The sequence below is a fragment of the Enterobacter sp. 118C5 genome, from assembly GCF_034107645.1.
GTDB classification, from domain to species: Bacteria; Pseudomonadota; Gammaproteobacteria; order Enterobacterales; family Enterobacteriaceae; genus Enterobacter; species Enterobacter nematophilus.
In genome coordinates, this window is the sequence record NZ_JAWNEU010000019.1 from 1 (window position 1) to 24,889 (window position 24,889).

Below are 24,889 nucleotides of genomic sequence, written 5' to 3' on the forward strand. Positions count from 1 at the left end.
GCTGTGGCGGGTGCTGGCAAATAGTGTGTTGCCCCTATAGAAAGCAACGCCTTTATTACCTTACAAAATAAGTGACTTAGCTATTAGTATTTATTCCCTGACGTGGCAAGCTAACGCCACAGCAATCGTTAAGGGAACAACGTGAAAAATTACAAAGTCATTACGCCACTTTTTCCAACCTATGCGCAGGTTCAGGCAATGATGAAAGCCGTCTCCGGCTATTCAGTGAATTCGGTACGTAACATGATCAGTGCGATTCAGGAACAAACCGGCACACCGCAAAACCCGGTCGACTGGTCCGAACCTGATATGTGGATCAACGAACGCCTGAAAGGCGAAGACGCTGAGATAGCGCTGCGGATCTGGGATCAGGATAACCACATCCTCAATCCGCGCCATAGTTACGGTAGCTATTTGTTTCTAAACTCTCATGTCTTTGAACTGATGGAAACGACGCCGAAAGATACCTGGTTCCCTACCCAGCGCGGTCAGCAATTTCTGAATAATGATGACGCCACGTTACGCACGCTGGACGATAAAGAAGGGTTACTGCAGCTTCTTGAGCTGCTGGCTGGACGTGAAATGTCCCGTCGTGCTGACTTACTCCCGGAATGGCAGGCTTTTTTACACCAGCATTCAAAGTTCGCTTCTACCAGTTCTATCAAAAGCACGCTCTACTCGCGCCTCTACAACCTGATCGATCGCGATATGATCGCCCGGGAAGGGATGAGTTACTACATCACCGATAAAGGTCGCGCATGGTTAGCGAATGCCCTACCGGCTCGCAAAGCCGATCCTCGAAAAGAACTTCTGGACGCGGTGAAGCGCTATAACCACCAGCAAAAAGAGCAGCTTCGCGAACAAATCAGCACCATGAATCCCTACAAGTTCGAGCATTTGATTGGTCAGCTTCTGGAGGCGATGGGTTATGAACAGGTGGAAGTAACCAAAGCGTCGGGCGATAAGGGCGTCGATGTCGTCGGCAGAGTACAGGTGGGCATTACCACCATCACGGAAGTGGTGCAGGTTAAGCGTATGCAGAGCAATATTACCCGCCCTGTTATCGACCAGTTACGTGGTGCGTTGCCTTATCACAGCGCGATCCGGGGCACGCTCATCACCACGGGGCGTTTTGCCGGGAACTGTGAAAAAGCGGCTCTGCATCCCGGTGCGGCTCCTATTACCTTGATAGATGGTGACCGGCTGCTAGAACTGTTGATTGAGAATAATGTCGGCATTCGACGCAGCAACGCGGTCGAGCTGCTGGATGTGGATTTACAGCTTTTTGATGAGCTGGAAGAGGGATTAAAAGGCGAAATTTAACGTCATCGCGCTCTGTCTCCGGGAAACCGTCTGTATCCCGGAGACTGTTAATCAAGCCCCTAACCGATAATCCCAGTCATCCGAGTGAATAACGTTACCGTCACGGTAATGCCAGGTAATCTTTTCATAACGAAGCAAAACAAGCTCAAGATGGCCCTGTTTTTCATGGTAAGTCTCTTTCACGTCATGCATCAATGAAAACACTGTGACGACCTTCACCGCTTCCAGCGTGATCGTGAAATAGATTTCTTCCTGACCGGCAGCATTGATTCTGTACAGGTCGATAGTCGCTTTCCTGAGCGTACCGCCCGTGCTGAGTGCCCTATAGAGAAAAACGCTGGAAGCATCAATTTCCTTTTCAATAAGAAATGGACGATGCTGACGTTTACTCAACGCTCTGCCATTATGCAGGTCAGAATTATAGCTTACATTATGATAGAGTCCTAAAACCTCAATTTGGTCTTCACGGTCTTTAACTCTCACGCTCCCTTTTATGATATTACCCGCATCGTCAGTTAATGACATATATCCCGGAATGGCCATTTAATTATCCTTATCGAATGGAACAGAGTGTTCAACGGTGGCGATCATAATGGCGAGACATCTTTTACCCGCCGAACTTTTAACCTTAAACATCTCCCTGATTGAATCGACAAAAAGCTTATTACTCTCTGCTTCCGTCTCGGGGAAATTGGCAAAAGCGCAGACTTGTTCAATAGTGAGCAACGGTTTTTCGTCATTTAAGATTGCTAAAACACCCGAAGGGTTATGCGGGATAGCATTTGAAAGCGCCGCCTTTAGATCTTCAGCCGTACTGGCGTCTACACCGGGTTCAAGGGCACTCGCCACGGCTAACCATGCTTGAGTTCCTTTACTTATCTCTGGAATAACATGATTCCACCATTCCGACTCACCGCTATCATTAGCATACAATGCTGCTACAACACGCCTTGCACCCTTATCGTTTATCATCTGAATAATCTGCGCAGGAGTGTGGTTTTTGGCAAAGAGAGTCATCGGAGCGCATAAGAAGAGTAGCGCAATCATATATTTCATTATCGCACCACCAGTATTGTGTCACCTGAATCATAAATCATATGACGCTTGTCCTGGCCGTTCATAATGATGCAGCCTGCTGATGCCGAGCCTGGCGGTTGACCCTTTTTATCTCCATGAATTTGAAAATGATCTCTACCAAAGGTATTGGTCCCCGCTATAGGTTCAAGAATAATGGCCTCTGCACTTTTATGATTATTCCATCCGGCAATAAAATAAATACCTCTGGGAATGGGCCCTCTGTTTCGTTGACTTTCATACTCAGGCTTATCTCTTGATTCACCCGCGCCGCTGTAGCATTTTGCGATAAACTCGCCATTATGACTTAATACTCCCGTTGAAACTTTATATTCCCATGTCATCAATACCGTCTCCTTTCATGAATAGTCATTTATCTTATGGCTAACAAGAGCGTTAAAATGACTACGACGGTCACAAAACATCACGTCCAAAAATAACTAAGCACAGAAAACTTAGAAAAATTAATAATAGATAGTTTTAATGTATATACTTTTTAATATACAAGTCGTCTATTCACTCAAAGAGTGCGTCTCCCTCCCCCCTTACACCAGCTTTGCAATTTTGGTTCACAACCCTCTATCCTTAACCCATGGAAAAAATCGCTGAACTCAAACGCGCCAAGCTGCTGGCGCTGTCGCTGCTGCTGATTGCCGCCGCGGCGTTTATCACCACCCTGTTCCTGCCGCAGACCTTCTGGGTGCGCGGCGTGAAGGCTATTGCCGAGGCGGCGATGGTTGGCGCGCTGGCGGACTGGTTTGCCGTCGTCGCGCTGTTCCGCCGGGTGCCCATTCCGTTCATCTCCCGTCATACGGCGATTATCCCGCGCAATAAGGATCGGATCGGCGACAATCTTGGCCAGTTCGTGCAGGAGAAATTTCTCGATACCCAGTCCCTTGTGGCACTGATCCGCCGCTATGAGCCTGCGCAGATGATCGGCGCCTGGTTCAGCAAGCCCGACAACGCCCAGCGCGTCGGGCTGCATCTGATGCAGGTGATGAGCGGTTTTCTCGAGCTTACCGATGACGGACGTATTCAGCGCCTGCTCAAACGGGCGGTGCATAAGGCCATCGACAAAGTCGATTTCACCGAAACCAGCGCCGTCATGCTGGAGAGCATGACCAAAAACAACCGTCATCAGGTGCTGCTGGACGCCATCATCAACCGCCTGATTACCCTGATTCAGCGGGAAAGCACGCGGGACTTTATCTCTGACCAGATCGTCCACTGGCTGAAGACCGAACACCCGCGCAAGGCGATGGTGCTGCCCACCGAGTGGCTAGGCGATCAAAGCGCGGAGATGGTGTCAAACGCGGTGAACACGCTGCTGGACGATATCAGCCACGACCGCACGCACCAGATCCGTCAGGCGTTCGACCGCGCCACGCTGAAGCTTATCGATAACCTGAAAAACGACCCGGAGATGGCGGCCAAAGCCGACAACATCAAGCACTACCTGAAAAACGATGAGGCGTTTAACCGCTATCTGGGAGAGGTGTGGGCCGACCTGCGCCAGTGGCTGAAGGCGGATATGCAGAGCGAGGACTCCCGCGTGAAGCAGCGCATCGCAAACGCCGGGCTGTGGTTTGGCGAAACGCTGTCTAACGACGCCAGCCTGCGGGCGTCGCTGAACGAGCATCTGGAGCAGGCCGCGCACCGCGTCGCGCCGGATTTTGCCGCATTCCTGACGCGCCACATCAGCGACACGGTCAAAAGCTGGGACGCCAAAGACATGTCCCGGCAGATTGAGCTTAACATCGGCAAAGACCTGCAGTTTATTCGCGTCAACGGCACGCTGGTGGGCGGGACGATTGGCCTGATCCTGTTTTTACTCTCGCAAATCCCGACGCTTATCCATTGAGCGTCCTGATGATTAGCGCCTTCATGCTGGAAATGGCTGTATCGGTGGAATCATCCCCCTGATGCAGCGCAATCCCCAGCTCTCCTGCGTTGGGCAGCAGGCGGTTGTCGATCTGTAAGGTCTCTGGCAGGCCAATACGCGTGCGAAGCGTAATACCCAATCCTGCGCTGACGCCTGCCCACAGCCCGCTCAGGCTATGGCTGGTAAAAGCGATACGCCAGGATATACCTGCGGCATCCAGCGCAGCGATGGCCCGGCTTCGCAGTAGGCAGGGCGCGTCAAACATCACCAGCGGCAGCGGCTCCCCTCGTTGCAAAAGTGCCTCGACGTCCTCACGGGACCGGCAAATCCATGCCAGCGGTTCGCTGCGCACATAGTCGCCTTCTCGTCCTTCCTGCCAGACCAGCGCCAGATCGAGTTCGTTTGCCGCAACGCCCCGCAGCAGCGGCTGATTGCGTTCGACGCGTGCGGTCAACCGGAGCTCAGGGTGCTGTCTGTTAAAATCGCCGAGCACCTGCGGCATCACGGACTCCCCGAAGTCCTCCTGCATACCCAGACGCACTTCTCCCTGCAACTGCTCTCCCTTGATTGCCCGGAGCGCTTCATCATTTAGCGCCAGCATGCGTCGGGCGTAGCTCAGCAAAATTTCACCCTCCGGGGTCAATGCCAGCGTTCGCCCCTGCTTTACGGTGAGGGCCACGCCGCACTGCTGCTCCAGCTTTTTTAGCTGGGCGCTAACCGCAGAGGTAGACCGGCACAGCCTGTCCGCCGCCACGGCAAAGCTGGCGGACTGAATACCCTCCACAAAGCTGCGCAGCGCGTCCAGGTCTAATGCTGAAAACCGTTTATCCATATCATCCTCATTTTCGGGATGTTGAGTCCGAAACATTGCGATTTTCTTTATGGTGGCAGCCTGCGAGAGTCATTGCCAGACAACAGGAGGAAAAAAATGAATACAACACTGAATCGCGACACGCTTGCGCAGGTCTCCCCTAAACTGGCGGAACTCAGCCAGCAGGTGCTTTTTGGCGATATCTGGCAGCGTCCGCAGTTGGCCCCGCGGGATCGCAGCCTGATCACGCTTGCCGCACTGGCCGCCCTGGGGCGCACCGCGCAGCTTACCTGGCATATCGACTTCGCCCGACAAAACGGCGTGACGGACGACGAAATTGCCGAAGCGTTTACCCATCTGGCGTTTTACGCAGGCTGGCCGGCAGCCGTCAGCGCTCTGACCTGCCTGGCAGAGGAGAAAAAATAATGCCGTTTGTTCGCATCATGACGGGTGACCGCTATACCGAGATGCAGAAAAAACAGATCTCGGACATTCTGCACCAGGCGCTGACGGAAACCTTCGCCGTTCCCGCGCAGGACCGGTTTCATTTTTTTGAATGCTTCGCTGCCGGGGATCGATACATTGACCGGCACTATCTCAGCACGGGCAGAACGGAGGGGGCGATATTATTCAATATCGTGGCCGGTAAGCCGAGGAGCAATGAACAGAAAGCTTCCCTCTACCGCCAGCTGGCTGCGCAACTGAATGAGAAGATGGGCATCGACGGTGGGGACGTGATGGTCGTTATCCAGTTTACGGCCGCTGAAGACTGGAGCTTCAGCGGCGGTATAGGCTATCAGCCCTGAATGACGTAGCGCGTCGCCTCGAAGCGGTTCAGGATCAAATGCACCAGAAAGACCATCGTCAGCGTCGCCACCAGCGAAAAGGTGACGGAGGTGATGCGATAGAGATCGCTGAACACCAGGTCGCTGTCCGGGTGCATGTTCTGCCCGAACATAATGCCGATAGTGGTGATGCTGGAAAAACCCACGCCCGCGCCCACTTTTTCCATCACGTGCAGCCGCGCGCCAAACGCCAGGCCGAGGCCAATCAGCGGCATCATCAGCAGCATATGGCTGCTGTGATCGTAGAGGATAAGCTGCACCACCAGAATGTAGAGGCAGCCCAGCACCACCCCGACCACGCGCCAGATGGAGCTCATCACCGCGCCGCGATAGTGCATCGGGAACAGGATCAGAATCCCCGCCATCAGCGCCGAGAGCGAATCGCTTAAATCGCTAATCTGAAACACCACGAAAATCATCGTCGCGACGCTGCCGGAGAGCAGCGACTCGTGGCGCACGCGGGCGTCGTCTTTCTCAATCAGCGGCGGCGGCTTGCGTGGCTCAACGTCCGGCAGCAGGTAGTTCATCAGCGCGCTCAGGCACACCGCCATCACGCTCGCTTCGATGTTGGAAAACAGCAGCGTGTGCCAGCTGGTGGTGGGGTAGCTCATAAAGTTGAGCATCACGCTCTGGCACACCACGCCCATCGAGCCGAACAGGAACAGCGGCCCTTTGCTCATAAAGCGAAAACGCATCACGTACAGGGCAAATACCACCAGCGTCATGATGACCGGCCATTGGGACAGATAGCCGATGATAATCACCATTTCGACGCAGTTCAGCGATGCGCTGAAGATAAACTGCTTCGCCACGTGGCGGTTAAACACCGGCACCAGCGACAGCAGCATGATCGGGTAGACCACGAAAAACACGCCGTAGCTGGTGTTGTAGAAGCTCGAGATGCTCAGGGCAATCATCCCGGCGAAGACGATGCGCAGGGTCTGGCGAAAGTCGTTTGCCGTGTAGACGATGTTGCCGTGCGGAGTAAAGACCCGCGCCAGCGTATTAATAGACATAGTGCAGCAGGCTCACCAGGTGGATCTGCATTCCGGAGAAGAAGCGCGCAAACGGCCCTTCGCTGTTATAGAGCTGCACGGTCGCCCGCGCGCCCGTTGGCAGCGGCTTCGGCAGCGCGTCATCCAGCGTGACGTGAATGCGCATGCGCTGGGCGTCTCGTACCCAGCGGTTAGAGGTCTCCGGCTGGGAGAGCTGGCCGTTAACCGCCTCCTGGCCTGCAAGGATCCCCGCGTCGCTGCTGGCCACGTGGGCGCGGAATACCTGCCCCGGGAAGGCGTCAAACACCACGGCGGCATCGGTGCCCTGACGGGTGTGGCGCAGGCTCTTCTCGCGGAAATCGGCCACGATATCGGTCTGGTTGTTTACCAGCGCCAGCGCGGCGGAGCCGGATGAGGCGTAAAAACCGGGGCTTAACTGCAGGTTACTGACCGTACCGTCCGCCTGGGCGTAGACCTTTGTCCAGCCGAGGTTCAGCTCTGCTTCATCCAGCGCGTTACGATATTTTTGCAGCGTCACGTTGCGGCGTTCTTCGCGCTCGCCGCGCTGAATGCGCAGGTTGCGAATGTTGGCCTGAATCGAGCTGACGGACTGCTCGCTGCTCTGCCAGGCGGTGCGAACCTTATCCAGATCCGCCTGCGAGACGTTCTGTAACGTGCTCAGCTTCTGATAGCGGTCAAAGGTCACTTTGTCGTTACGCGCGGTCAGCACGGCGGTTTTCAGGCTGGCCTGCGCGGCGGCGATCTGCGCGTCCAGCTGTTCGTTAGAGAGACGCGCCTGCTCCAGCGCGATTTGCGCCGCCTCCACTTTATTGCGAAACGGCGTGTCGTCGAGCTCAAACAGCAGATCGCCTTTCTTCACCTGGCTGTTGTTATGCACGTGAACGGCCGCCACATAGCCGGAGACGCGCGGAGAAACCGGCGTAACCACGCGCATCACGGTGGAGTCCGGCGTCAGCGGGATCCAGATATCCGCGACGACAAAATAGATAAACATCAGCAGGAAAGAGGCAATACTCACCCTTACCCAGCGGGCAAACTTTTGTTCAGGGGTCATTATTTTTCGGTCTTGTTGTCTTCTTCGCGGATTGTCCGCAAATTGCAGGCGATTTGATTCAACGTAGCGCTGAAAATCTCGATATGCTCCGGCGCGATGTGTTGCGATACGCGCGCCTGATAGGTCTCAATCACCTGAGTGAGCCTTTTTAATATGGCTTTTCCCTCAGGCGTCAGCGTCAAAAGCCGGATGCGCTTGTCATAAGGCGATGTTGTGCGCAGCAGGTAACCCTGTTTTTCCAGCTGTGTCAGGGTGCGCATCAGCGGCGGCAGTTCAATACCCTGCACCTCCGCCAGCTCACTCATTGAGACGTTATCCCCAAGCTGATGAAGCTGCATCATCACCGTCCAGCTCGACTGGGTTAACCCGGTATCGAGAATGGCGTCATCGATCACCGCACGCCACTGGCGTACGATCATCGCCATCCGCATGCCCATCGGCCTGCGGCTAAACAGTTCTTCTTCACTCATGGGGGAACCTCTCGTCACACGCGGTCAAGATAATAGTTATCAGGGTAAGTATCAAGAAACGAGAAGTTAAAGCGCAGGAATTGCGAAACGATATCTCCCTCTCCCTGTGGGCTGAGGGATCGCCAGTAATATGGTCATGCCGGATAACGTCTTCTGCCAAGCTCATCATTTAACGGCAACGGCACAATAATCCAGGAAGGTAAAGACAAAAGCAGGAAGGAACGGAACTTCTAAATAGTGTATTCTTTTTATCAGGTTAAAGGAGACGTGAATGACAGTTAACAATCAGGAACTTATCGCGGCAGGATTCACCAGTAAGGATATTGAGAGGATCAAACGTCACCAGGCGACTGGGGACTCGCAGGAAAAGGTTCTGAAGGATCTGGCCGGCTATTTCCTGTCGGTTGCCTGGATCACCGGCGGGATGGTCATAATCACCCTGCTTACCATGATCTTTGGCAGCACCAGCCATGTTATATCCTGTGTGGTTGCAGTCATCTTTCTGCTGATTGTGCTGCTTCTGGTGATGCCGGTCAGACTTGGCTATAAATCATGGAAGCTGATGAGATCACATATCAGCGACTCCGGTCATCACGGGTAAGGAGTTTCAGTACCACCTTCGCACTGACCCCCCATCCCAGAACCTTCATCGTCAGTTTGCCCGGAGTCATGGTTTCTACCTTGCGGTAATAGTCTCCAGGAAGATAACGGAAAAGACGCCAGGCCTCTGCTTTCCCAGTCAGACCAAACACACCATAAACGTTGGCTGCAAGCGTAGTTGCATTAAAGATCCCCAGGCCGACATCGCGGCTGAAGCCCATAAATTCCGCTACGGACATGGCGCCATCCGCAAGGATCCCCTCTGAAGAAGGTTCATTCAGGAGCTGACGGGCTGCCTCCCGTGAAACCGTATTAAGAGCATCACCGACCAGAACGGCACCGGCAAGCATACCAGCAGGCGTCATCGTTGCGATCATAACACCGCCAAACACAGCCTGAACGCCGGCGAGAACGACCTTAATCCCGGATATGAAGTATCCGACAATTTTATTCTGCTCTGTTACATACTGAATTTCAGCGTAGATTCGGGCATAACCGGTTTTAAGCATGCGCGACTGTTCAAGCAGGAACTCATTCTCAGCCCTTAGTTTTTTCAGGCAGGTAATGCATTCTTCATCGCTCTTTGCTCTCCTCGCCGCGTCAAACTATTGCATGACAACCTGTCTTATTTCATCCACGAATTTCAGACGGGTCAGTGAATCACTAAGGTGCATGGCCGCGACGATATTTGCGGTATTCACAAGCTTTCGGGCTTCCAGATTGATCATCGTATCAGCCCACTGGCGCCGACTCTGCCCAGGAAAAAGAGCGATATCCATTGCAAATTCCTTTTCTGTCGTCAGGACGAATATTCCTTAACCGACCAGTCTTGGTCAGTTTGGGTACAGAGAACTATTGTACAGAAAGCCTGTTTTTGGAACAGGGTTACCTGTAGCAATAGGAAGTGCATCAGCCCGCAGCAGCGTTTAGCGGCTAAAATACTTCCTGACGGCAACCTTCCCCGTCGCCGTCACCACCACCTCCCTGTACCCCGCCACCCGCTGGATCCACCCTTTGCTTTCCAGATAAATAAGCAGCGCCGCGCCCGCCTCGCCGCCAAGATGAAACCGCCGCTCGCTCCAGTCCAGGCAGGCGCAGCAGGCCTTGCGCCGCGGGTGAGCGCTTAACGAAATGCCGAGCGTCAGGAACTGCTCCCGGCCATACAGGGTCAGCGCTGAACCGTCTGCCTCCAGCCAGCCTTCCGCCTGCATGAAATCGTAGATCTTTACCGCCACCGTACCCGCCAGATGGTCGTAGCAGGTCCGCGCCTCCCGCATGGCCTTCGGCGCGGTGGTTTCCGGCGGCGCAATGCGGCTCCAGGAGAGCCCCATCATCTGTTCGACCAGCTCCGCCACGTCGTGCCCGGCCAGACGATAATAGCGGTGCCGCCCCTGAGACAGACAGGTAATCAACTTTCCCTCCACCAGCCGGGCGAGATGCCCGCTGGCGGTCGACGGCGCGACGTCTGCCGCCGCGCTCAGCTCGGTAGCGGTCCACGCCCGCCCGTCCATCAGCGCGCACAGCATCTTCACGCGCGACGGATCGGCCATTGCCGCCGCCACCGCCGCAATGGCCTGCTCCAGCGCCGCGCCGTTATCAGTCGGTAAGCTTGTCTTTAACATGTGCCGCCCAGGGTTCGGTGATCTCTGCGGCCAGCTTATCATCATCCGTCAGCAGAATAAGGTGATTCGCATGGTCGCTGTACTGGGTAAGAACAGACACGCCGCGTGCCGCCAGCGCCGCCGCAATTTCACCCAGCTCGCCGGGGCGCTCCTGTTTAAGTTTTCTGATAACCGGCCTGCGCACCGCCTGCACGCTAAACCCGGCCTCCATCAGCACTCGGCGGGCTTTTTCCCCGTTCTCCACCAGGAAATGGGCTTCCGTACCGAAAACGCCGCCGCCCTCAAGCCCCACGCCGTTGCGCCCCAACAGCTGTCCAAAGCGCGCCAGCTCGCCGGGCCCGTCGCTGAAAATCACGTGAACATCATACATTCGCGCGCCCTCCCGTTTCGGAACTGTACTCCCGCACCAGCTGCGCCACCCGAATACGGTAGAAAGAGAAAATCGACTCCCGCCCTTCGGCCTGCGCCGCCTGATGAAAAACGTTCTGCTTCCAGCGGCGGACAGCCTCTTCATCCCGCCACCAGGAAAGGGACAGGATTTTGCCGTCGGTCGTCAGGCTCTGGAACCGTTCGATATCAATAAAGCCGTCGATGTCGGCCAGCAAAGGCTTAAGCTCTGCGGCAAGCTGAAGATAGCGCGCCTGATGGGCAGGCGCGGCTTTGGCTTCGAAAATGACTGCGATCATGAGGGTCTCTCCGCTGTGATGTTGAGGAGAGAATGCGGGATGGAAAAGCACAATGCTTCGGTAAAGAGCGAAGCTTTAGCCCAGAACAGACCTCGGCTCCATAAACGCGCGGATCCCCCACTCGCCCATCTCGCGCCCCACGCCGGAGTGCTTAAACCCGCCGAACGGCGCTTTCGGTTCATGGGCGAGCGTGTTCACCAGCACGCGACCGGAAACAATCTGCTGCGCCACGCGTCGCGCGCGGTCCGAATCGCCGCCCAGCACCATCGCGCTCAGGCCGTAGTCCGTATCGTTGGCAATGGCAATCGCCTCCGCCTCGTCACGATAGGGAATGACGCACAGCACCGGGCCAAAAATCTCGTCACGAGCAATCGTCATCCGGTTGTTGACGTCGGCAAACAGCGTCGGGCGCACAAACCAGCCGTCCCGCGTGCCTTCCGGCCGCCCTTCGCCGCCCGCCAGCAGGCGCGCCCCCTCTTCGAGGCCTTTGCGGATATAGCCCTGCACCCGCTGCCACTGCTTTTCGCTGACCATCGGGCCGACGTACGTTGATTTATCGCGCGGGTCGCCGGAGTTCACCGCCGCCACGGCCTGCGCCAGCGCGGTTTCGATCTCCGCCTTGCGCGAGTAAGGCACAAGAATGCGCGTTCCGGCCACGCACGCCTGCCCGCTGTTCATAAACCCGGCCTGAATGACAAGCGGGATCGCCTGCGCCAGATCCACGTCATCGAGCAGGATCGTCGGCGATTTCCCGCCTAACTCCAGCGTCACGCGCTTAAAGCTCTCCGCCGCGTTGCGCAGGATCGCCTTGCCGGTATTCGTGGAGCCGGTAAACGAGATTTTGGCCACGTCCGGATGGCGGCTGATAGCGTCACCGACCGTCTCACCCCGCCCGGTAACGATGTTAAACACGCCCTGCGGCAGCGCGGCATCGCGCAGCGCTTCGGTGACAATCTGCGTTTGCAGGGCGCTCATTTCGCTCGGCTTGATGACCGCCGTACAGCCCGCCGCCAGCGCGGCCGCCAGCTTGCCGCAGATAAACCCGGCGTCGCTGTTCCACGGCGTAATCAGCCCGGCCACGCCGAGCGGCGTCATCTGCACCGTGGCTGCGCCCGCGGGGGTGACGAATTCAAACGCCTCCAGCGCCTCAATGGCCTGAGCAATCACCTCCGCCGGATAGCTGGCCATCCACGCCGAGCGCGAGGCGGGCGCGCCGTACTCTTCGATGACCGCTTCCAGCAGATCGTCGTGACGAGCGGCCACGGCGGCGTGCATACGCTTCAGCGCGGCGATGCGCTCCTGCTTTGTCGTATGCGACCACGCCGGAAACGCCGCTTTCGCCGCCGCAACGGCGCGCGCTGCGTCAACCTCATCCGCCAGGCGTACCTGCCCTATAACCTGCGCCGTCGCCGGGTTGTACAAATCAAACCGTTCGGTGCCGTGCGGGGTAACAAATTCGCCGTTAATAAAGATCTGTTCGATAGTGTGCATATAAACCTCCTCAGGCTGTGTGGGCACAGTCTGGCACGGCTTCTCCGTTGCGATAATCCACGCTATGCTGCAAGGGTTGTTTCGATTTTCAGGATAATCTATGCATCGTTCAGGTCTGACAGAGCTGGAAGTGGTGATGGCCGTCGTGCGGCGCGGCAGCTTTCGCGGCGCGGCGCAGGAGCTGGGCATGTCCGCCACGGCGGTAAGCAACGCCATCGCCGGGCTGGAGAGCCGCCTTGATACGCGCCTTTTCAACCGCACCACCCGCAGCGTGGCGCTCACCGACGCCGGGCAGCGCTACGTGGCGCGCGTCGGCCCGGCGCTGCAGGAGATCCGCCTCGCCGGAGAGGAGATCCACAGCGACACCGGGGAACCCGCCGGCACGCTGCGTCTGAACGTGCCGAACCATATCGGCACCCTGTTTCTGGACCAGCTGCTGATCGACTTTATGATCCGCTACCCGAAGATGCGCGTAGAGACCGTCAGCGAAGCGCGCATGATCGACATCGTCGCGGAAGGCTACGACGCGGGGATCCGCCTTGAGGAGTCCGTGCCGCAGGACATGATCGCCGTGCCGCTGACCGGGGAGATCCGCCAGTTGGTGACCGCCACGCCGGACTATTTTGCCCGTCACGGCACTCCGCAGACGCCGGACGATCTGCTTTCACATCAGGGGATCGGCATGCGCATGGCCCACGGCGGGATCTACCGCTGGGAGCTGGCGCGTCGGGGGGAAACGTACGCGCTTGCCGTACCGCCGCGCTTTGCGACGTCCGATCTTTTTGCCTCGATCCGCGCCGTAAAAGCGGGATTAGGGGTGGGATTTTTGCCGGAACTGTATATCCGGGAAGAGCTAGAGCGTGGAGAACTGGTGAGCGTGCTAAACGACTGGGCGCAGCCCTTTGCCGGGCTGCGCCTCTATTACCCCGGCCATCGCCACGTCCCGCCTGGACTGCGGGCGCTGGTGGCAACGATCCGCGAGCGCGGGATTATTCCAGATTAGCCTTATTCAGCCCGTAAGCCGCGTCCAGCGAGCCGGGTTCCATGCGGGAGGTGATCCCCAGACGGTTCCAGGCGTTGATCGCCACGATGGCGAAGTTCAGCTCTGAAATCTCCACGTCCGAGAAGTGCTCCGCCACGCTGCGGTAGAGCGCGTCGCTCACCCCGTGAACGCCAATCTGGGTCAGCGCTTCGGTGAAGGCCAGCGCGGCTTTCTCGCGGGCGCTGAACAGCGGGGACTCGCGCCAGGCCGCCAGATGGTACAGGCGCAGCTCGCGCTCGCCGGCGATTTTGGCCTCTTTCGAGTGCATATCCAGACAGAAGGTACAGCCGTTCAGCTGCGACACGCGAATGTCGATCAGGTGCTTCAGCGCCGGGTCGATGGAGGTTTTTGCCACCTCCATGCTCAGGGCAGACAGCGCGTTGGCGAGGGCAGGTGTGGCTTTATGATGGTTAACGCGAGTGCTCATTGTCTTTCCTCTTTTTGTGCGGCATATGTCATGCGATGGGGCAAATCTACGCCGTTCATGACATAGTAAAAAGATACAAAAAGCGTGAAATGAGGTAGGACATGAAGCCGGGCTATCACGAAATTTATTCCCGCTATCGCGACAACATCACGCGCGGCGTGCTGAAGCCGGGCGATAAGGTGCCCGCCATCCGCGTGCTGGCGGAAGAGCTGAAGGTGGCGCGTAAAACCGTCGAAACGGCGTACGCCATTCTGACAGGTGAAGGGTATCTGGTGAGCCAGGGCGCGCGCGGCACGCGGGTTAACCCGGATTTACTGCTGCCGGACAGGGCTGCCCCGGCGGAACAGCCCACCGGAGCGCTTCCGGCCTCGCTTATCAGCCAGCGCGAGCGGGCGGGGTTTCTGCGCCCCGGCATCCCCGCCCTCGACAGTTTCCCGTATAAAAAATGGCTGCTGCTGGCGGGCCAGGCGACGCGCGCCATGCGTCAGGAGGAGATGCTCAACCCGCCCGTTCTGGGCTGGTATCCGCTGCGCCAGGCCATCGCCAGCTATCTCAATATCTCGCGCGGCCTGTCCTGCCGCGCCGAACAGGTGCTGATCACCAGCGGCTACAGCGGCAGCCTGCGGCTGATCCTCGACACCCTCGCCAGCCGCAGCGACAAGGTGGTGTTTGAAGATCCGGGCTATTTTATGGGCCAGCAGCTGCTGAAGCGGATCGTGCCGCGCCTGCACACGGTGCCGGTCGATCGCAGCGGCATGGATACGGAATACCTGCTCCGCCACCATCGCGACGCGCGTTTTGCCATCGTCACCCCGTCGCACCAGAGCCCGCTGGCGGTGACGCTCTCCCTGCCGCGCAAGCAGCAGCTGCTCGACTGGGCCAGCCAGAACGAAGCGTGGATCGTTGAAGACGATTACGACGGGGAGTTTCACTACACCCGCAAGGTGCTGCCGTCGCTGAAAAGCCTCGACCAGCACGACCGGGTGATTTTTATGGGCACCTTCAGTAAAACCATCATGCCGTCCCTGCGCATGGGCTACGTGGTGATGCCCGCCAGCACCGTCGGGGCCTTTACCGACTGCGCGGATATCACCACCAGCGGCCAGCCGGTGCTGACGCAAAAGATCCTCACCGCGTTTCTCAACGAAGGGCATTTTTTCCGCCATCTCAAGAAGATGCGCGCGCTGTATCAGACCCGCCGCGACTGGATGATTGCCGCCCTGCGCGAGGTGTATGGCGACCTGTTTTTCACCGAGCAAAACGACGGCGGGATGCATATCGTGGCGTTTCTCACCAAAGGGAGCTGCGACCGGGAAGTGGCCCGCTGCTGGCAGGACCAGCAGCTGCAGGTGAACGCGCTTTCGGAGTGGTACCGCGGGTCGGGCAAACGCTACGGGCTGGTGATGGGCTATAACAACGTGCGGTCCTATCAGGAGGCGATGGAGCTGCTGGAAAGGCCGAAGCGGCAGACGCTTGAACTGTTGAGCTGAATATCGCCGGGTGGCGGCTTCACCTTACCCGGCCACGGTTTAAATATCATTGCGGGATAACCCGACGTCCTTGAGCTGCTCGTCGCTCATCTGGCTCAGGATGCGGCGGGTCCGGTTGATGCGATACCAGTTGCGGATCGTTTTGCCGATCCAGACAAACACGACGAACGGACGTTTTGAACGGTTCTCGTAGAATTCCATGATGCTCTCCTCACTGTGCCAGTGGGGTTATCATCCTGGAAATCGGCCCGTGCAATACAGATGCAAAAACAACTTTTGTTTAACATACAGATCCGCTAAAACGGTATCTGCATGCCGTTTTTTGCGGCAATCTGTACTGGTTTAACAATCTGTATGGTGAAAACAGAGGATACAGCATGACGCGCTATCAACATCTCGCCAACCTTCTGGCAGAACGCATTGAACAAGGGCTGTACCGCAGCGGCGAACGTCTGCCGTCGGTGCGCGCCCTGAGCCAGGAGCACGGCGTGAGCATCAGCACCATACAGCAGGCCTACCAGATCCTCGAAAACCTCCAGCTGATTACCCCTCAGCCGCGCTCCGGTTATTTTGTCTCGAAACGCAAAGCCCAGCCGCCCGTCCCGGCGATGACGCGCCCGGTGCAGCGCCCGGTGGACGTCACCCAGTGGGACGAGGTGATGATGCTGCTGGACGCCCGCGCCGACAAAGAGATGATTTCGTTTGGCGGCGGCTCGCCGGACGTAAATCAGCCGAGCCTCAAGCCCCTGTGGCGCGAGATGAGCCGCCTTGCGCAGCATAACCCGAGCGAGATGCTGAGCTATGACGTGCTCGACGGCCGCCTTGAGCTGCGCGAACAGATCGCCCGCCTGATGCTGGACGGCGGCTCTACCGTCGCGGCCAACGAGATTGTCATCACCAACGGCTGCCACGGCGCGCTGTCGATCGCCCTGCTCTCGGTGTGCAAACCGGGGGATATCGTGGCGGTGGAGTCGCCGTCGTTTCACGGCACCATGCAGATGCTGCGCGGGTTTGACATCAAGGCGATTGAAATTCCCACCGACCCTGAAACCGGGATCAGCATCGAGGCGTTAGAGCTGGCGCTGGAGCAGTGGCCGATCAAGGCGGTGATCCTGGTGCCCAACTGCAATAACCCGCTCGGGTTCATCATGCCGGAAGCGCGGAAAAAGCAGGTTTTAGCCCTCGCCCAGCGGCACGATATCGTGATTGTGGAGGATGATATCTACGGCGAGCTGGCGGCGGAGTACCCGCGCCCGCGCACCATTCATTCGATGGACATCGACGGGCGCGTGATCCTCTGCAGCTCGTTTACCAAAACCGTGGCGCCGGGCCTGCGCGTCGGCTGGATTGTGCCGGGGCGCTATTACGATCGGGTGATGCACATGAAATACGCCGCCGGCGGGTTTAACGTGCCGGGCACCCAGATGGCGGTAGCGGCGTTTATTCGCGACGGCCATTACCACCGCCACGTGCGCCGTATGCGCCAGATTTATCAGCAGAATATGGAAACCTACACCTGCTGGGTGCGGCAGTATTTTCCGGCGGAGATTTGCGTCACGCGCCCGCAGGGAAGCTTCCTGCTGTGGGTTGAGCTGCCGGAGAAGGTGGATATGGTGTGCGTCAGCAAGCAGCTGTGTCGGCTGAAGATCCAGGCCGCGGCCGGGTCGCTGTTTTCCGCCTCCGGGAAGTACCGCAACTGCCTGCGGATCAACGTGGCGCTGCCGCCAACGGAGAAGCATCGCGAGGCGTTGAAAAAGATGGGTGAAGCGATTGTGATTGCGATGGAGGAGTAGTCCAGCATTTTGCCCTCACCCCGGCCTCTCCCACAGGGAGAGGGAGAAAACCGCTCCCGCCCCCGGCAAAATCAACGACTCAGAACTTCCACGAAACGCTGCCCACAATGCTGCGTTCTGCACCGAAGTAGCAGTAAGAGAGCGAGTTACACGCCGCGACGTAGCTTTTGTCCGTCAGGTTGTTGACGTTCAGCTGCGCGCTCACGCCCGTGAGCCCCACTTTCGACAGGTCATATCCCACGACCATGTCCACCAGCGTGTACGACGGAAGCGTATGGGTGTTCTGGCGATCGCTGGCGATCCCGTTGACATAGCGCACGCCGGAGCCGGCGGTCAGGCCGTCCAGCGGGCCGGTTTTGACGTCGTAGCTCAGCCAGGCGCTGGCCATGTTACGCGGGGCATAGACGGCGCGCTTGCCCTCCTCTTCCGGGCTGCTCTTCTTGTAGCGAATATCCGTGTAGGTGTACGCCGCCTGCATGCGCAGGCTGTCGGTCAACTGACCAATCGCCTCCAGCTCAACGCCTTCGGATTCGATTTCACCGATGGAACGGTACGGATCGGTCGGCTCCTCTTTGGTGGCAATGTTCTTCTGGTTGATGCGGAACACCGAGGCGCTGAACTGGCTGTTCATCCCTTCTGGCTCATACTTCACGCCCGCTTCCCACTGCTTGCCCTTCATCGGATCCAGGATATTGCCCTGCTCGTCGGCAAAGCTGGTCGGCGTAAAGGCGGTGGAGTAGCTGACGTACGGCGCAACGCCGTTATCAAACAGATACAGCAGCGCCGCGCGGCTGCTGAAGTTGTTTTTATCCAGATCGCTGCGGGTGTGGTTGAAGTTGTCGACGTTCGACACGCTCACCTGGTCGTAACGCCCGCCGAGCGTCAGGCGCCAGCGGTCAACGGACATCTGATCCTGTAGGTAGTAGCCGGTCTGGCGAAGCTTATGCTTTTCCCTGCTGTACTGGGTGATGTAGTCCGGCTTCGCACCGTAAACCGGGTGGAAGGCGTCAATCGGCGGGAAGCCGCCATAGTAGCCGGTCACGTTGTTGGTGCGGTCCTGGTAGTCCATGCCGATCAGCACGCGGTGGTTCACCGCCCCGGTGTCGAAGCTGCCGTCGACCTGATTATCCAGGGTGATGGCGTTCATCTTCTCGTCGGAGCCGGAATAGCCGCGGTTCAGCTCGGTGTCATTCAGCCAGCCTGCGGCATACACCTGGTTCAGCTCCACTTTGGTGTGCAGGTAGCGCAGCTTCTGGCGCACGGACCAGCCGCTGTCAAACAGGTGCTCAAGGTTATAGCCGACCATGTTTTCCCGACGATCGTACTTGTCGTAATCGTCTTCACCTTCAAAGAACGTGTTGGAGATTTTCTTTCCGCTGTGCGGCACAACGGTGCCCTCATACGGCAGGCCGGAGTGGCTGCCGCCTTCCGGATCGCGGTGCAGGTAGGCCATCAGATCCAGACGGGTGCTATCGGTGATACGCCAGGTCAGGCTCGGCATCAGCGCGTAACGCTCTTCCTTCAGCGGATCGAACTGGGAATCGGCATAGCGGGTCATCCCGCTGAGGCGCACCGCCACGCGGTCGTTATCATCAACCGGGCCGGTGACGTCGAACATCGCCCCACGCTGGCTATTGTTCCCGGCAAAGAGCTTGATCTCCCCGCCCGGATCGAACGACGGCTTACGGGAGGTAAGCGCCACAATCCCGCCCGGCGATGAACGGCCATAGAGCACGGAGGCCGGGCCGCGCACGACTTCGATACTGTCCAGGAACCACGGATCAACCACCAGCGAGCTGTGGGAGTTGGTGTCGCCCATCATCTTCAGGCCGTCCAGGTAGACGTTGTCCAGGCTGCCGTCAGAGAAGCCGCGCAGCACCATGTAGTCAAAGCGGTTTGACGCCCCGATCTGGTTGCTGTAGACCCCTGGCGTGTAGCTCACGGCCTGACGCACGCTGGTTGCGCCCTGCTCTTCGAACTGCTCGCGCGTGACGATAGAGACCGACTGCGGAGTTTCAATATCCGGCGTTTCAAGCTTGGTGGCCGCAGACTGCATCTGCGAGGTCACCACCACGGTGTCAGTTTTTTGCGCATCCTGCGCCAGTAAAGGAAAAGCGACGCTACCGGTAACCCATCCCACCAGCAGTGCCAGACGCGATTTAGCAAACATAACCCTCTCCAGAGATATTTCTTATTGTTAATAAGAATTATTACCTTTTTGAGGGCGCAAACGGCTATGCGCGCCGCCAGGTTACGTATGCGCGATGCTAAATCGCACGGGATGCGTTCGCGCGATGGGCGAAATTACGTTAGCGGAGTTTGCGCACGTCGCCCGGTGAAATCCCGTAATGACGACGAAACGCGGTGGCGAAGTTGGTGGCATGCTGATACCCGCACATCCAGGCCGCCTGCTGCACGCTGTGGCCTTCCAGCAGATAGCGGCGCGCCAGCGCAAGGCGACAGTCGCGGAGGTAATCGAAGAGCGTGGAGCCGTAGCGCTGACGGAACTTGCTGCGCAGGCTGCTTGGGCTCATTGCAGCCAGGGCTGCCAGCTGCGCGAGGGTATGATCCCGTTCAGGAGACTGTTCCAGCATGCTCCGCACGCGTTCCAGACGCGCATGCTCAGGGCGGCTCGGGCAGGGCTGCTGGCGCTGGTTCAGGCCGTGACCGAGCAGCTGGTACATCAGCCCCTCCAGCAACAGCTTACGCGCGAGCACGCTTCCCCTCTGCTGCTGCGCATGCTGAATACCTGACATAACAAACTCGGGAACGTGCCAGACAAACGTGGGTGTATTCAGGTTTTGCCATTCCAGCAGCAGCGACTCAAGCAGGGCTTCACGCCCGGCTTCATGCGGGTACACGCCAAACGAGAGCGTTTTCAGCGAGCTGTCGGCGTCGTGACGCGCGCTCATCACCTGTTCCTCACTCAGACGGGCGCTGAAAGCCATGCCGGGACGAACGTGATAGTCGATGCCATTGAGCGCGATCGTAACGCACCCTTCCAGGACTACCAGCATATAGAGCGGGCTGCTGTGGCGGGATGTGGTTTCGTAGGGTTGTAATACATGCACGTCGGAGTGGGTCAGCGAAATGCCGGACGAGAGCGTCATCTCTTCCACATTCCCCTGCAACACCGGGCTGCCGCTAACCTGCTCCCCTTTTAACAGCGGGAAACGGTAGTCAATGCCGTAGCGCTCGCCGAATATCTGAAAATCTTCAACAAAAAATAGGCGTTTCGCTGATCTATTTTCACTCTGGAGCATAATTCGGGGCCTGCATCGGGGAAAGGTCAGGCAAAACAGTACCATCCCTTTGCCATGTCAGCAATCACCGGGCGCAGACACTATTACGCTCCGGACAAAGCCGGAGCGAAGGCGTATATTTCTTAACGAGAAATATATTTTATGCTTCCTGCCACTCAGCAAAAACCTCTTTATGGTTTTTGGTCAGGACAACTTTATTATCTTCGACCTTATCGACCCAGCCGAGAGGAATAAAGTGGTGCTTGCCGCCCGATTCCGGGTCGCTCTTCGCAAGCTTGATACGCTCACCGTCTAAATGGTCCACAACCCCGACGTGCGTTCCGCAGCTGGCGACAACCTGAGTGTGATCCTTAATTGCGCTTTTATCTACCATAATCATTCTCCTGTTTCGGTTATTTGCCTGTTGCACGAAATTAACTGTAGCGCATAAATTCAGGCTTAAAAGGCTTATTAGCATTTTGAAACATCATTGACAGAATGGAATATTATGTCTATTTAACGCCAAATTAAAAAAAATAAGAATGAGATGAATTATTACCGGCTGATTATTTCCCGTTCATAATTAAATTATCGCAACCAACGAGGAGGTATTTATGACGATTCGCAACAATAATCGGGCAGAAATTTCGCTGGCTCTTGGTGAAGCGGTTCTGGACATCGTGCAAAAAGGCCATGAGGTATCGCGAGAGAATCTGGCCCAGGCGATGAAAATCAAAGCGGAGAAAGAGCGCGACGACGAGCGGCTTTTGAACTACTGGAAGGCGTGTAACATGCTGGTTTGAACGTAGCGGCGTTTAGGCTGACTAAACGCCGCCTGCTGTTACTCGTCGAAGAACCAGTAGCCCTGGTTAATCAATCCGGTCAGCTCGTCCACAAACGCCGGGTTATTCAGCGCATTGCCCAGCTCGGCCTGACCGAGTTCGGTATAGCGGCACAGCGCATCCGCGCCCTTCGCGTCTACCGTCTCCAGCTGTTCACTGTTGATGAAGAAGCTACCGTTGACGTTCAGCACGCGCAGCCCGCTCAGGCGTGACAGCGTTTCGCCGCCCTGCAGCGCGTCCAGCACCTCTTCCGCTGAATACGGCGGCTCGGCGGCGGCGATATCCAGCTCGTGGCGCGGCGTGGAGACGAAGCTGCCGAACCATTTTGTGAAATCGTCCGGCTTGCTAATCATGTCGATCATCATCTGACGAATGCGATCGAGCTCATACTGCTCCACGCGGCCCGGGTGTTCGCGGCAGGCCAGATCCGGATCGCTGTAGTGCTCGCCGCCCAGATCGTTTTCCAGCGCGTAGTCGGCAAAGCTGCTGATCAGATCGCGGCCGTTCGGCCCGCGGAAGCCGACGGAGTAGTTGAGCGCCGTCTCATGGGTAAAGCCGTCGTGCGGGAATCCTGGCGGGATGTAGAGAATATCGCCCGGGGCCAGATCTTCGTCGATGATCGGCTCAAACGGATCCACGTGCAGCAGCGCAGGATGCGGGCAGAACTGACGCATCGGCAGTTTGTCGCCCACGCGCCAGCGGCGGCTGCCCATCCCCTGAATGATAAACACGTCGTACTGATCGATATGCGGCCCCACGCCGCCGCCCGGCACGGAGAAGGAGATCATCAGGTCATCCAGACGCCAGTCCGGCAGGACGCGGAACGGACGCACCAGCTCCGCGGCGGGCATATGCCAGTGGTTCACCGCCTGCGCCAGCAGCGACCAGCCGGTTTCGCCCAGACCGTCAAAGTGCTCAAACGGGCCATTGCTGGCCTGCCATTTGCCGTTGGCGTGGCTCACCAGACGGCTATCGACTTCCGGCTCCATCGCCAGGCCTGCCAGTTCGTCCGGGGTAATCGGGTCGACAAAATTCGGGAAGGCATTTTTCAGCACTACGGGTTGTTTTTGCCAGTATTTCTCAAGAAATTCCGGCCAGTTCAGGTTCAGTTGATACGCCATGGGTAGCACCAGTGAGAGGGGAAACAGGCGCGATTATAGGCAAGAAGGCAGAGGGGGAACTTGTCATGGGTCAAACGAGCGCGCGTAGGTCGGGCAAGGCGAAGCCGCCACCCGACGCGTACGCGGCGATAAAACTTAATCCAGGTTCAGCTCGTCATAATGGGTAATCAGCTTGCCCACGATGCCGTAGTCCAGCGCTTCTGCCGGAGACATCCAGTAGTTGCGGTCGGTGTCTTTTTTCACTTTTTCCAGCGGCTGGCCGGTGGCGTCAGCGATCAGCTTGTTGACGCGATCCAGCATGCGGATGATCTCGCGCGCTTCGATCTCAATATCCGTCGCCTGACCGCGCACGCCGCCCAGCGGCTGGTGGATCATAAAGCGGGTATTCGGCAGCGAGTAGCGGTGCTCTTTTTTCGCCGCCAGGAAGATGGTGATCCCGGCGCTCGCCACCCAGCCGGTGCCGATGACGTGCACTTCCGGGCGGATGAACTTGATGAAGTCGTGGATGGTATCGCCCGCTTCCACGTGGCCGCCCTGGCTGTTGATGTACAGCTTGATCGGATCGTTGCTGACGCTTTGCAGCAGGATCATCTGGGTGATCACCTTCTGCGCCAGCTCCTGGTTGATCTCACCGGAGATGACAATCGAACGGGACTCCAGCAGTTTTTGCTGCAGAGCGCCCGCGCCGCTTGACCCTTCCGCTTTGTCCTTGTCGCTTTCTTTCAGTGTGTAGTGCATTGTTACGTCCTCAGCATTTAGCGCTCAAAACCAGAGTGTAGCCTGTTTTACCCGTGAAAGTCCTCAGGCGCACACAATGCGAACATCCTGCGCCGCCAGCGCGTCAAAAACGCCCTGTTCCATTCCCTCTTCCACCACCAGCAGATCAATGTCGCGGCTCTTCGCGACCACAAAGCGCGCGACGCCGGGAAGCTTGTCTGCGGTCAGGGCCACAATGGTCTGGGTGCTCTGGGCAATCACGGCTTTTTTAAACTCGCAGTCGGCAAAATCAAACCCCGTAAGCCCCGCCTCAGGATCCATCGCACAGCCGCCGATAAAGGCCTGATCGAAGATAATGCCCTGGATCTGGCTCGCCGCCGTGGCGCCAACCGTTCCGCCGGACGCTCGCTGGATCTGCCCGCCGGTGATGATTACCTCGCACAGCGGATGATGCAGCAGCTCAGCGGCAATGGCGGGTGAGTTGGTCACCACCGTGACGTTGAGATCCGCCGCAAGGGCCTTCGCCAGCGCCAGGTTTGTCGTCCCCGCGTCGATAAAAATGCACCCGCCCGCCTGAACCAGCGTTGCTGCTTTCTGCGCGATTGTGTGCTTTTCTGCACTTATTTTCTGCCCGCGGCTGAAAAAACTGCCCGCATCCGGAAGCTGAAGCACCGCACCGCCGTAGACCTTTTTGCAATAGCCCTCTTTGCTAAGTTCATGTAAATCACGGCGAATGGTGTGCTCGGACACCTTCATCTGGCTCGCCAGCTCGGTACAGACCACCCTTCCGCTCTCCTGAAGGATCTGTCGGATCCGCTCTTGTCGCTGTTCAGGAAAAGCTGCATAATCGAGCATTGAAAGTCCTTTGAAATTTCTAATCGAGTATCAATGCGCATAATGTTGCATAACCGCGCAATACAAACAACGAGGGTTACAATGAATATTGCACATGTCGCACTCTGGACCCGCAGCCTTGAGGCCCAGATTCAGTTCTGGGAAACGGTGTTTAATGGCCGCAGTAACGAACGCTACGTCAGCAAAAACCGTCCGGGGTTTGAATCCCACTTTATTACCCTGGATGACGGGCCGACCCTGGAGCTGATGACGCTGCCGGACCTGCCCGACGCCCCGTCGCACCCGGAGTTTGTCGGCTGGGCGCATATCGCCATTAACGTCGGCAGCAAGGCAAAAGTGGACAGCATGGCCGAGCGGGCGCAGGCCAACGGCACGCTGCTCAGCGCCCCGCGCATGACCGGGGACGGTTTCTACGAAGCGGTGATCGCGGACCCGGACGGCAACCGCATTGAGCTTGTGGGTGCATAAAAACAGCGTTTCGTTCCT

Annotated in this window: 29 protein-coding genes and 1 pseudogene; 10 read left to right on the forward strand and 20 right to left on the reverse strand. The window is 57.5% G+C overall.

Annotated features, from left to right (window positions below):
• Positions 1–141: 141 nt before the first annotated feature.
• Positions 142–1,323: a restriction endonuclease gene (locus UTO39_RS20655; RefSeq protein ID WP_320727962.1), complete on the forward strand. Its 1,182-nt coding sequence runs from the start codon at positions 142–144 to the stop codon at positions 1,321–1,323.
• 51 nt (positions 1,324–1,374) lie between these two features.
• Here the strand turns inward: UTO39_RS20655 and tssD are convergent, their stop codons facing one another.
• The 3 genes from tssD to UTO39_RS20670 are packed head-to-tail and all read right to left on the reverse strand — an operon-like array spanning position 1,375 to position 2,741.
• Entirely contained in the window at positions 1,375–1,866 is a 492-nt protein-coding gene (gene tssD / locus UTO39_RS20660; RefSeq protein WP_151413552.1) for a type VI secretion system tube protein TssD, read from the reverse strand.
• The gene (locus UTO39_RS20665) at positions 1,867–2,379 is read right to left on the reverse strand and encodes a hypothetical protein (RefSeq protein WP_151413551.1); all 513 of its coding nucleotides are present in this window, start codon (positions 2,377–2,379) and stop codon (positions 1,867–1,869) included.
• Complete coding sequence (locus tag UTO39_RS20670; RefSeq protein ID WP_080328923.1) at positions 2,379–2,741, reverse strand: tlde1 domain-containing protein; 363 nt, start codon at positions 2,739–2,741, stop codon at positions 2,379–2,381. Before UTO39_RS20670 ends, UTO39_RS20665 begins: the two co-directional genes overlap by 1 nt.
• A 248-nt stretch (positions 2,742–2,989) precedes the next feature.
• Between UTO39_RS20670 and UTO39_RS20675 the strand changes: the two genes are divergently transcribed.
• Positions 2,990–4,258 (forward strand): DUF445 domain-containing protein, encoded by a 1,269-nt coding sequence (locus UTO39_RS20675; RefSeq protein WP_320727963.1) that lies wholly within the window; start codon positions 2,990–2,992, stop codon positions 4,256–4,258.
• On the opposite strand, the gene UTO39_RS20680 is transcribed toward UTO39_RS20675, so the two are convergent.
• Positions 4,248–5,111, reverse strand: a complete 864-nt coding sequence (locus UTO39_RS20680) for a LysR substrate-binding domain-containing protein (RefSeq protein ID WP_253540545.1) — start codon at positions 5,109–5,111, stop codon at positions 4,248–4,250. The genes UTO39_RS20675 and UTO39_RS20680 overlap by 11 nt on opposite strands.
• Positions 5,112–5,207: 96 nt before the next feature.
• Between UTO39_RS20680 and UTO39_RS20685 the strand changes: the two genes are divergently transcribed.
• Positions 5,208–5,516 carry a carboxymuconolactone decarboxylase family protein gene (locus tag UTO39_RS20685; RefSeq protein ID WP_151413549.1) on the forward strand — a complete coding sequence of 103 codons (309 nt, stop codon included), beginning with the start codon at positions 5,208–5,210 and terminating at the stop codon, positions 5,514–5,516.
• Positions 5,516–5,896 (forward strand): tautomerase family protein, encoded by a 381-nt coding sequence (locus UTO39_RS20690; RefSeq protein ID WP_320727964.1) that lies wholly within the window; start codon positions 5,516–5,518, stop codon positions 5,894–5,896. The genes UTO39_RS20685 and UTO39_RS20690 overlap by 1 nt, the downstream gene beginning before the upstream one ends.
• On the opposite strand, the gene UTO39_RS20695 is transcribed toward UTO39_RS20690, so the two are convergent.
• Genes UTO39_RS20695 through UTO39_RS20705 form a run of 3 tightly spaced genes read right to left on the reverse strand, consistent with a single transcriptional unit; the run spans position 5,887 to position 8,475 of the window.
• Complete coding sequence (locus UTO39_RS20695) at positions 5,887–6,951, reverse strand: DUF2955 domain-containing protein (RefSeq protein WP_151413547.1); 1,065 nt, start codon at positions 6,949–6,951, stop codon at positions 5,887–5,889. The genes UTO39_RS20690 and UTO39_RS20695 overlap by 10 nt on opposite strands.
• On the reverse strand, positions 6,941–8,008 hold the full coding sequence (locus UTO39_RS20700; RefSeq protein WP_266179412.1) for an HlyD family secretion protein: 1,068 nt from the start codon (positions 8,006–8,008) through the stop codon (positions 6,941–6,943). The genes UTO39_RS20695 and UTO39_RS20700 overlap by 11 nt, the downstream gene beginning before the upstream one ends.
• Positions 8,005–8,475 (reverse strand): MarR family winged helix-turn-helix transcriptional regulator, encoded by a 471-nt coding sequence (locus tag UTO39_RS20705; protein WP_116342297.1) that lies wholly within the window; start codon positions 8,473–8,475, stop codon positions 8,005–8,007. Before UTO39_RS20705 ends, UTO39_RS20700 begins: the two co-directional genes overlap by 4 nt.
• Positions 8,476–8,746: 271 nt before the next feature.
• Between UTO39_RS20705 and UTO39_RS20710 the strand changes: the two genes are divergently transcribed.
• Positions 8,747–9,076, forward strand: coding sequence for a hypothetical protein (locus UTO39_RS20710; protein ID WP_061099357.1), 330 nt, complete (start codon positions 8,747–8,749; stop codon positions 9,074–9,076).
• Here the strand turns inward: UTO39_RS20710 and UTO39_RS20715 are convergent.
• From UTO39_RS20715 to UTO39_RS20735, 5 genes and pseudogenes are all read right to left on the reverse strand, one after another.
• Positions 9,051–9,854: pseudogene (locus UTO39_RS20715) on the reverse strand (DUF4225 domain-containing protein). The gene UTO39_RS20710 and the pseudogene UTO39_RS20715 sit on opposite strands and share 26 nt — an antisense overlap.
• A 147-nt stretch (positions 9,855–10,001) precedes the next feature.
• A complete protein-coding gene (locus UTO39_RS20720) occupies positions 10,002–10,697 on the reverse strand; it encodes a winged helix-turn-helix domain-containing protein (protein WP_320727965.1) in 696 nt (231 codons plus the stop codon).
• Complete coding sequence (locus UTO39_RS20725) at positions 10,672–11,067, reverse strand: amino acid-binding protein (RefSeq protein WP_320727966.1); 396 nt, start codon at positions 11,065–11,067, stop codon at positions 10,672–10,674. The genes UTO39_RS20720 and UTO39_RS20725 overlap by 26 nt, the downstream gene beginning before the upstream one ends.
• Positions 11,060–11,383, reverse strand: coding sequence for an antibiotic biosynthesis monooxygenase (locus UTO39_RS20730; RefSeq protein ID WP_151413542.1), 324 nt, complete (start codon positions 11,381–11,383; stop codon positions 11,060–11,062). Before UTO39_RS20730 ends, UTO39_RS20725 begins: the two co-directional genes overlap by 8 nt.
• A gap of 75 nt (positions 11,384–11,458) precedes the next feature.
• A complete protein-coding gene (locus tag UTO39_RS20735) occupies positions 11,459–12,874 on the reverse strand; it encodes an aldehyde dehydrogenase family protein (protein WP_320727967.1) in 1,416 nt (471 codons plus the stop codon).
• Between the two features lie 100 nt (positions 12,875–12,974).
• Here UTO39_RS20735 and UTO39_RS20740 point away from each other — a divergent pair, with 100 nt between their 5' ends.
• Entirely contained in the window at positions 12,975–13,877 is a 903-nt protein-coding gene (locus UTO39_RS20740; RefSeq protein ID WP_320727968.1) for a LysR family transcriptional regulator, read from the forward strand.
• Here the strand turns inward: UTO39_RS20740 and UTO39_RS20745 are convergent.
• Positions 13,864–14,343 carry a carboxymuconolactone decarboxylase family protein gene (locus UTO39_RS20745; protein ID WP_010427243.1) on the reverse strand — a complete coding sequence of 160 codons (480 nt, stop codon included), beginning with the start codon at positions 14,341–14,343 and terminating at the stop codon, positions 13,864–13,866. The two genes, UTO39_RS20740 and UTO39_RS20745, sit on opposite strands and share 14 nt — an antisense overlap.
• Before the next feature lie 101 nt (positions 14,344–14,444).
• On the opposite strand from UTO39_RS20745, the gene UTO39_RS20750 reads away from it, so the two are divergent.
• Positions 14,445–15,833, forward strand: a complete 1,389-nt coding sequence (locus tag UTO39_RS20750) for a PLP-dependent aminotransferase family protein (RefSeq protein WP_320727969.1) — start codon at positions 14,445–14,447, stop codon at positions 15,831–15,833.
• A 39-nt stretch (positions 15,834–15,872) separates the two neighbouring features.
• Here UTO39_RS20750 and UTO39_RS20755 read toward each other — a convergent pair whose 3' ends face one another.
• Positions 15,873–16,034: a DUF1127 domain-containing protein gene (locus UTO39_RS20755; protein WP_032644967.1), complete on the reverse strand. Its 162-nt coding sequence runs from the start codon at positions 16,032–16,034 to the stop codon at positions 15,873–15,875.
• A gap of 176 nt (positions 16,035–16,210) precedes the next feature.
• On the opposite strand from UTO39_RS20755, the gene UTO39_RS20760 reads away from it, so the two are divergent.
• Positions 16,211–17,626 (forward strand): PLP-dependent aminotransferase family protein, encoded by a 1,416-nt coding sequence (locus UTO39_RS20760; RefSeq protein ID WP_320727970.1) that lies wholly within the window; start codon positions 16,211–16,213, stop codon positions 17,624–17,626.
• A 79-nt stretch (positions 17,627–17,705) separates the two neighbouring features.
• On the opposite strand, the gene foxA is transcribed toward UTO39_RS20760, so the two are convergent.
• The 3 genes from foxA to UTO39_RS20775 form a co-directional block, all read right to left on the reverse strand.
• Complete coding sequence (gene foxA, locus UTO39_RS20765) at positions 17,706–19,814, reverse strand: ferrioxamine B receptor FoxA (RefSeq protein WP_320728003.1); 2,109 nt, start codon at positions 19,812–19,814, stop codon at positions 17,706–17,708.
• Positions 19,815–19,935: 121 nt separating this feature from the next.
• The gene (locus UTO39_RS20770) at positions 19,936–20,889 is read right to left on the reverse strand and encodes an AraC family transcriptional regulator (protein ID WP_320727971.1); all 954 of its coding nucleotides are present in this window, start codon (positions 20,887–20,889) and stop codon (positions 19,936–19,938) included.
• A gap of 139 nt (positions 20,890–21,028) precedes the next feature.
• A complete protein-coding gene (locus UTO39_RS20775; RefSeq protein WP_003863067.1) occupies positions 21,029–21,262 on the reverse strand; it encodes a DUF2171 domain-containing protein in 234 nt (77 codons plus the stop codon).
• Between the two features lie 220 nt (positions 21,263–21,482).
• Between UTO39_RS20775 and UTO39_RS20780 the strand changes: the two genes are divergently transcribed.
• A complete protein-coding gene (locus UTO39_RS20780; protein ID WP_047363975.1) occupies positions 21,483–21,671 on the forward strand; it encodes a hypothetical protein in 189 nt (62 codons plus the stop codon).
• A 38-nt stretch (positions 21,672–21,709) separates the two neighbouring features.
• Here UTO39_RS20780 and UTO39_RS20785 read toward each other — a convergent pair whose 3' ends face one another.
• From UTO39_RS20785 to UTO39_RS20795, 3 genes are all read right to left on the reverse strand, one after another.
• Positions 21,710–22,831 (reverse strand): cupin domain-containing protein, encoded by a 1,122-nt coding sequence (locus UTO39_RS20785; protein ID WP_320727972.1) that lies wholly within the window; start codon positions 22,829–22,831, stop codon positions 21,710–21,712.
• Positions 22,832–22,966: 135 nt separating this feature from the next.
• Complete coding sequence (locus tag UTO39_RS20790; protein ID WP_028015368.1) at positions 22,967–23,569, reverse strand: ATP-dependent Clp protease proteolytic subunit; 603 nt, start codon at positions 23,567–23,569, stop codon at positions 22,967–22,969.
• 63 nt (positions 23,570–23,632) lie between these two features.
• Entirely contained in the window at positions 23,633–24,403 is a 771-nt protein-coding gene (locus UTO39_RS20795) for a DeoR/GlpR family DNA-binding transcription regulator (RefSeq protein WP_320727973.1), read from the reverse strand.
• Between the two features lie 81 nt (positions 24,404–24,484).
• Between UTO39_RS20795 and UTO39_RS20800 the strand changes: the two genes are divergently transcribed.
• A complete protein-coding gene (locus tag UTO39_RS20800) occupies positions 24,485–24,871 on the forward strand; it encodes a VOC family protein (RefSeq protein ID WP_320727974.1) in 387 nt (128 codons plus the stop codon).
• Positions 24,872–24,889: the final 18 nt, after the last annotated feature.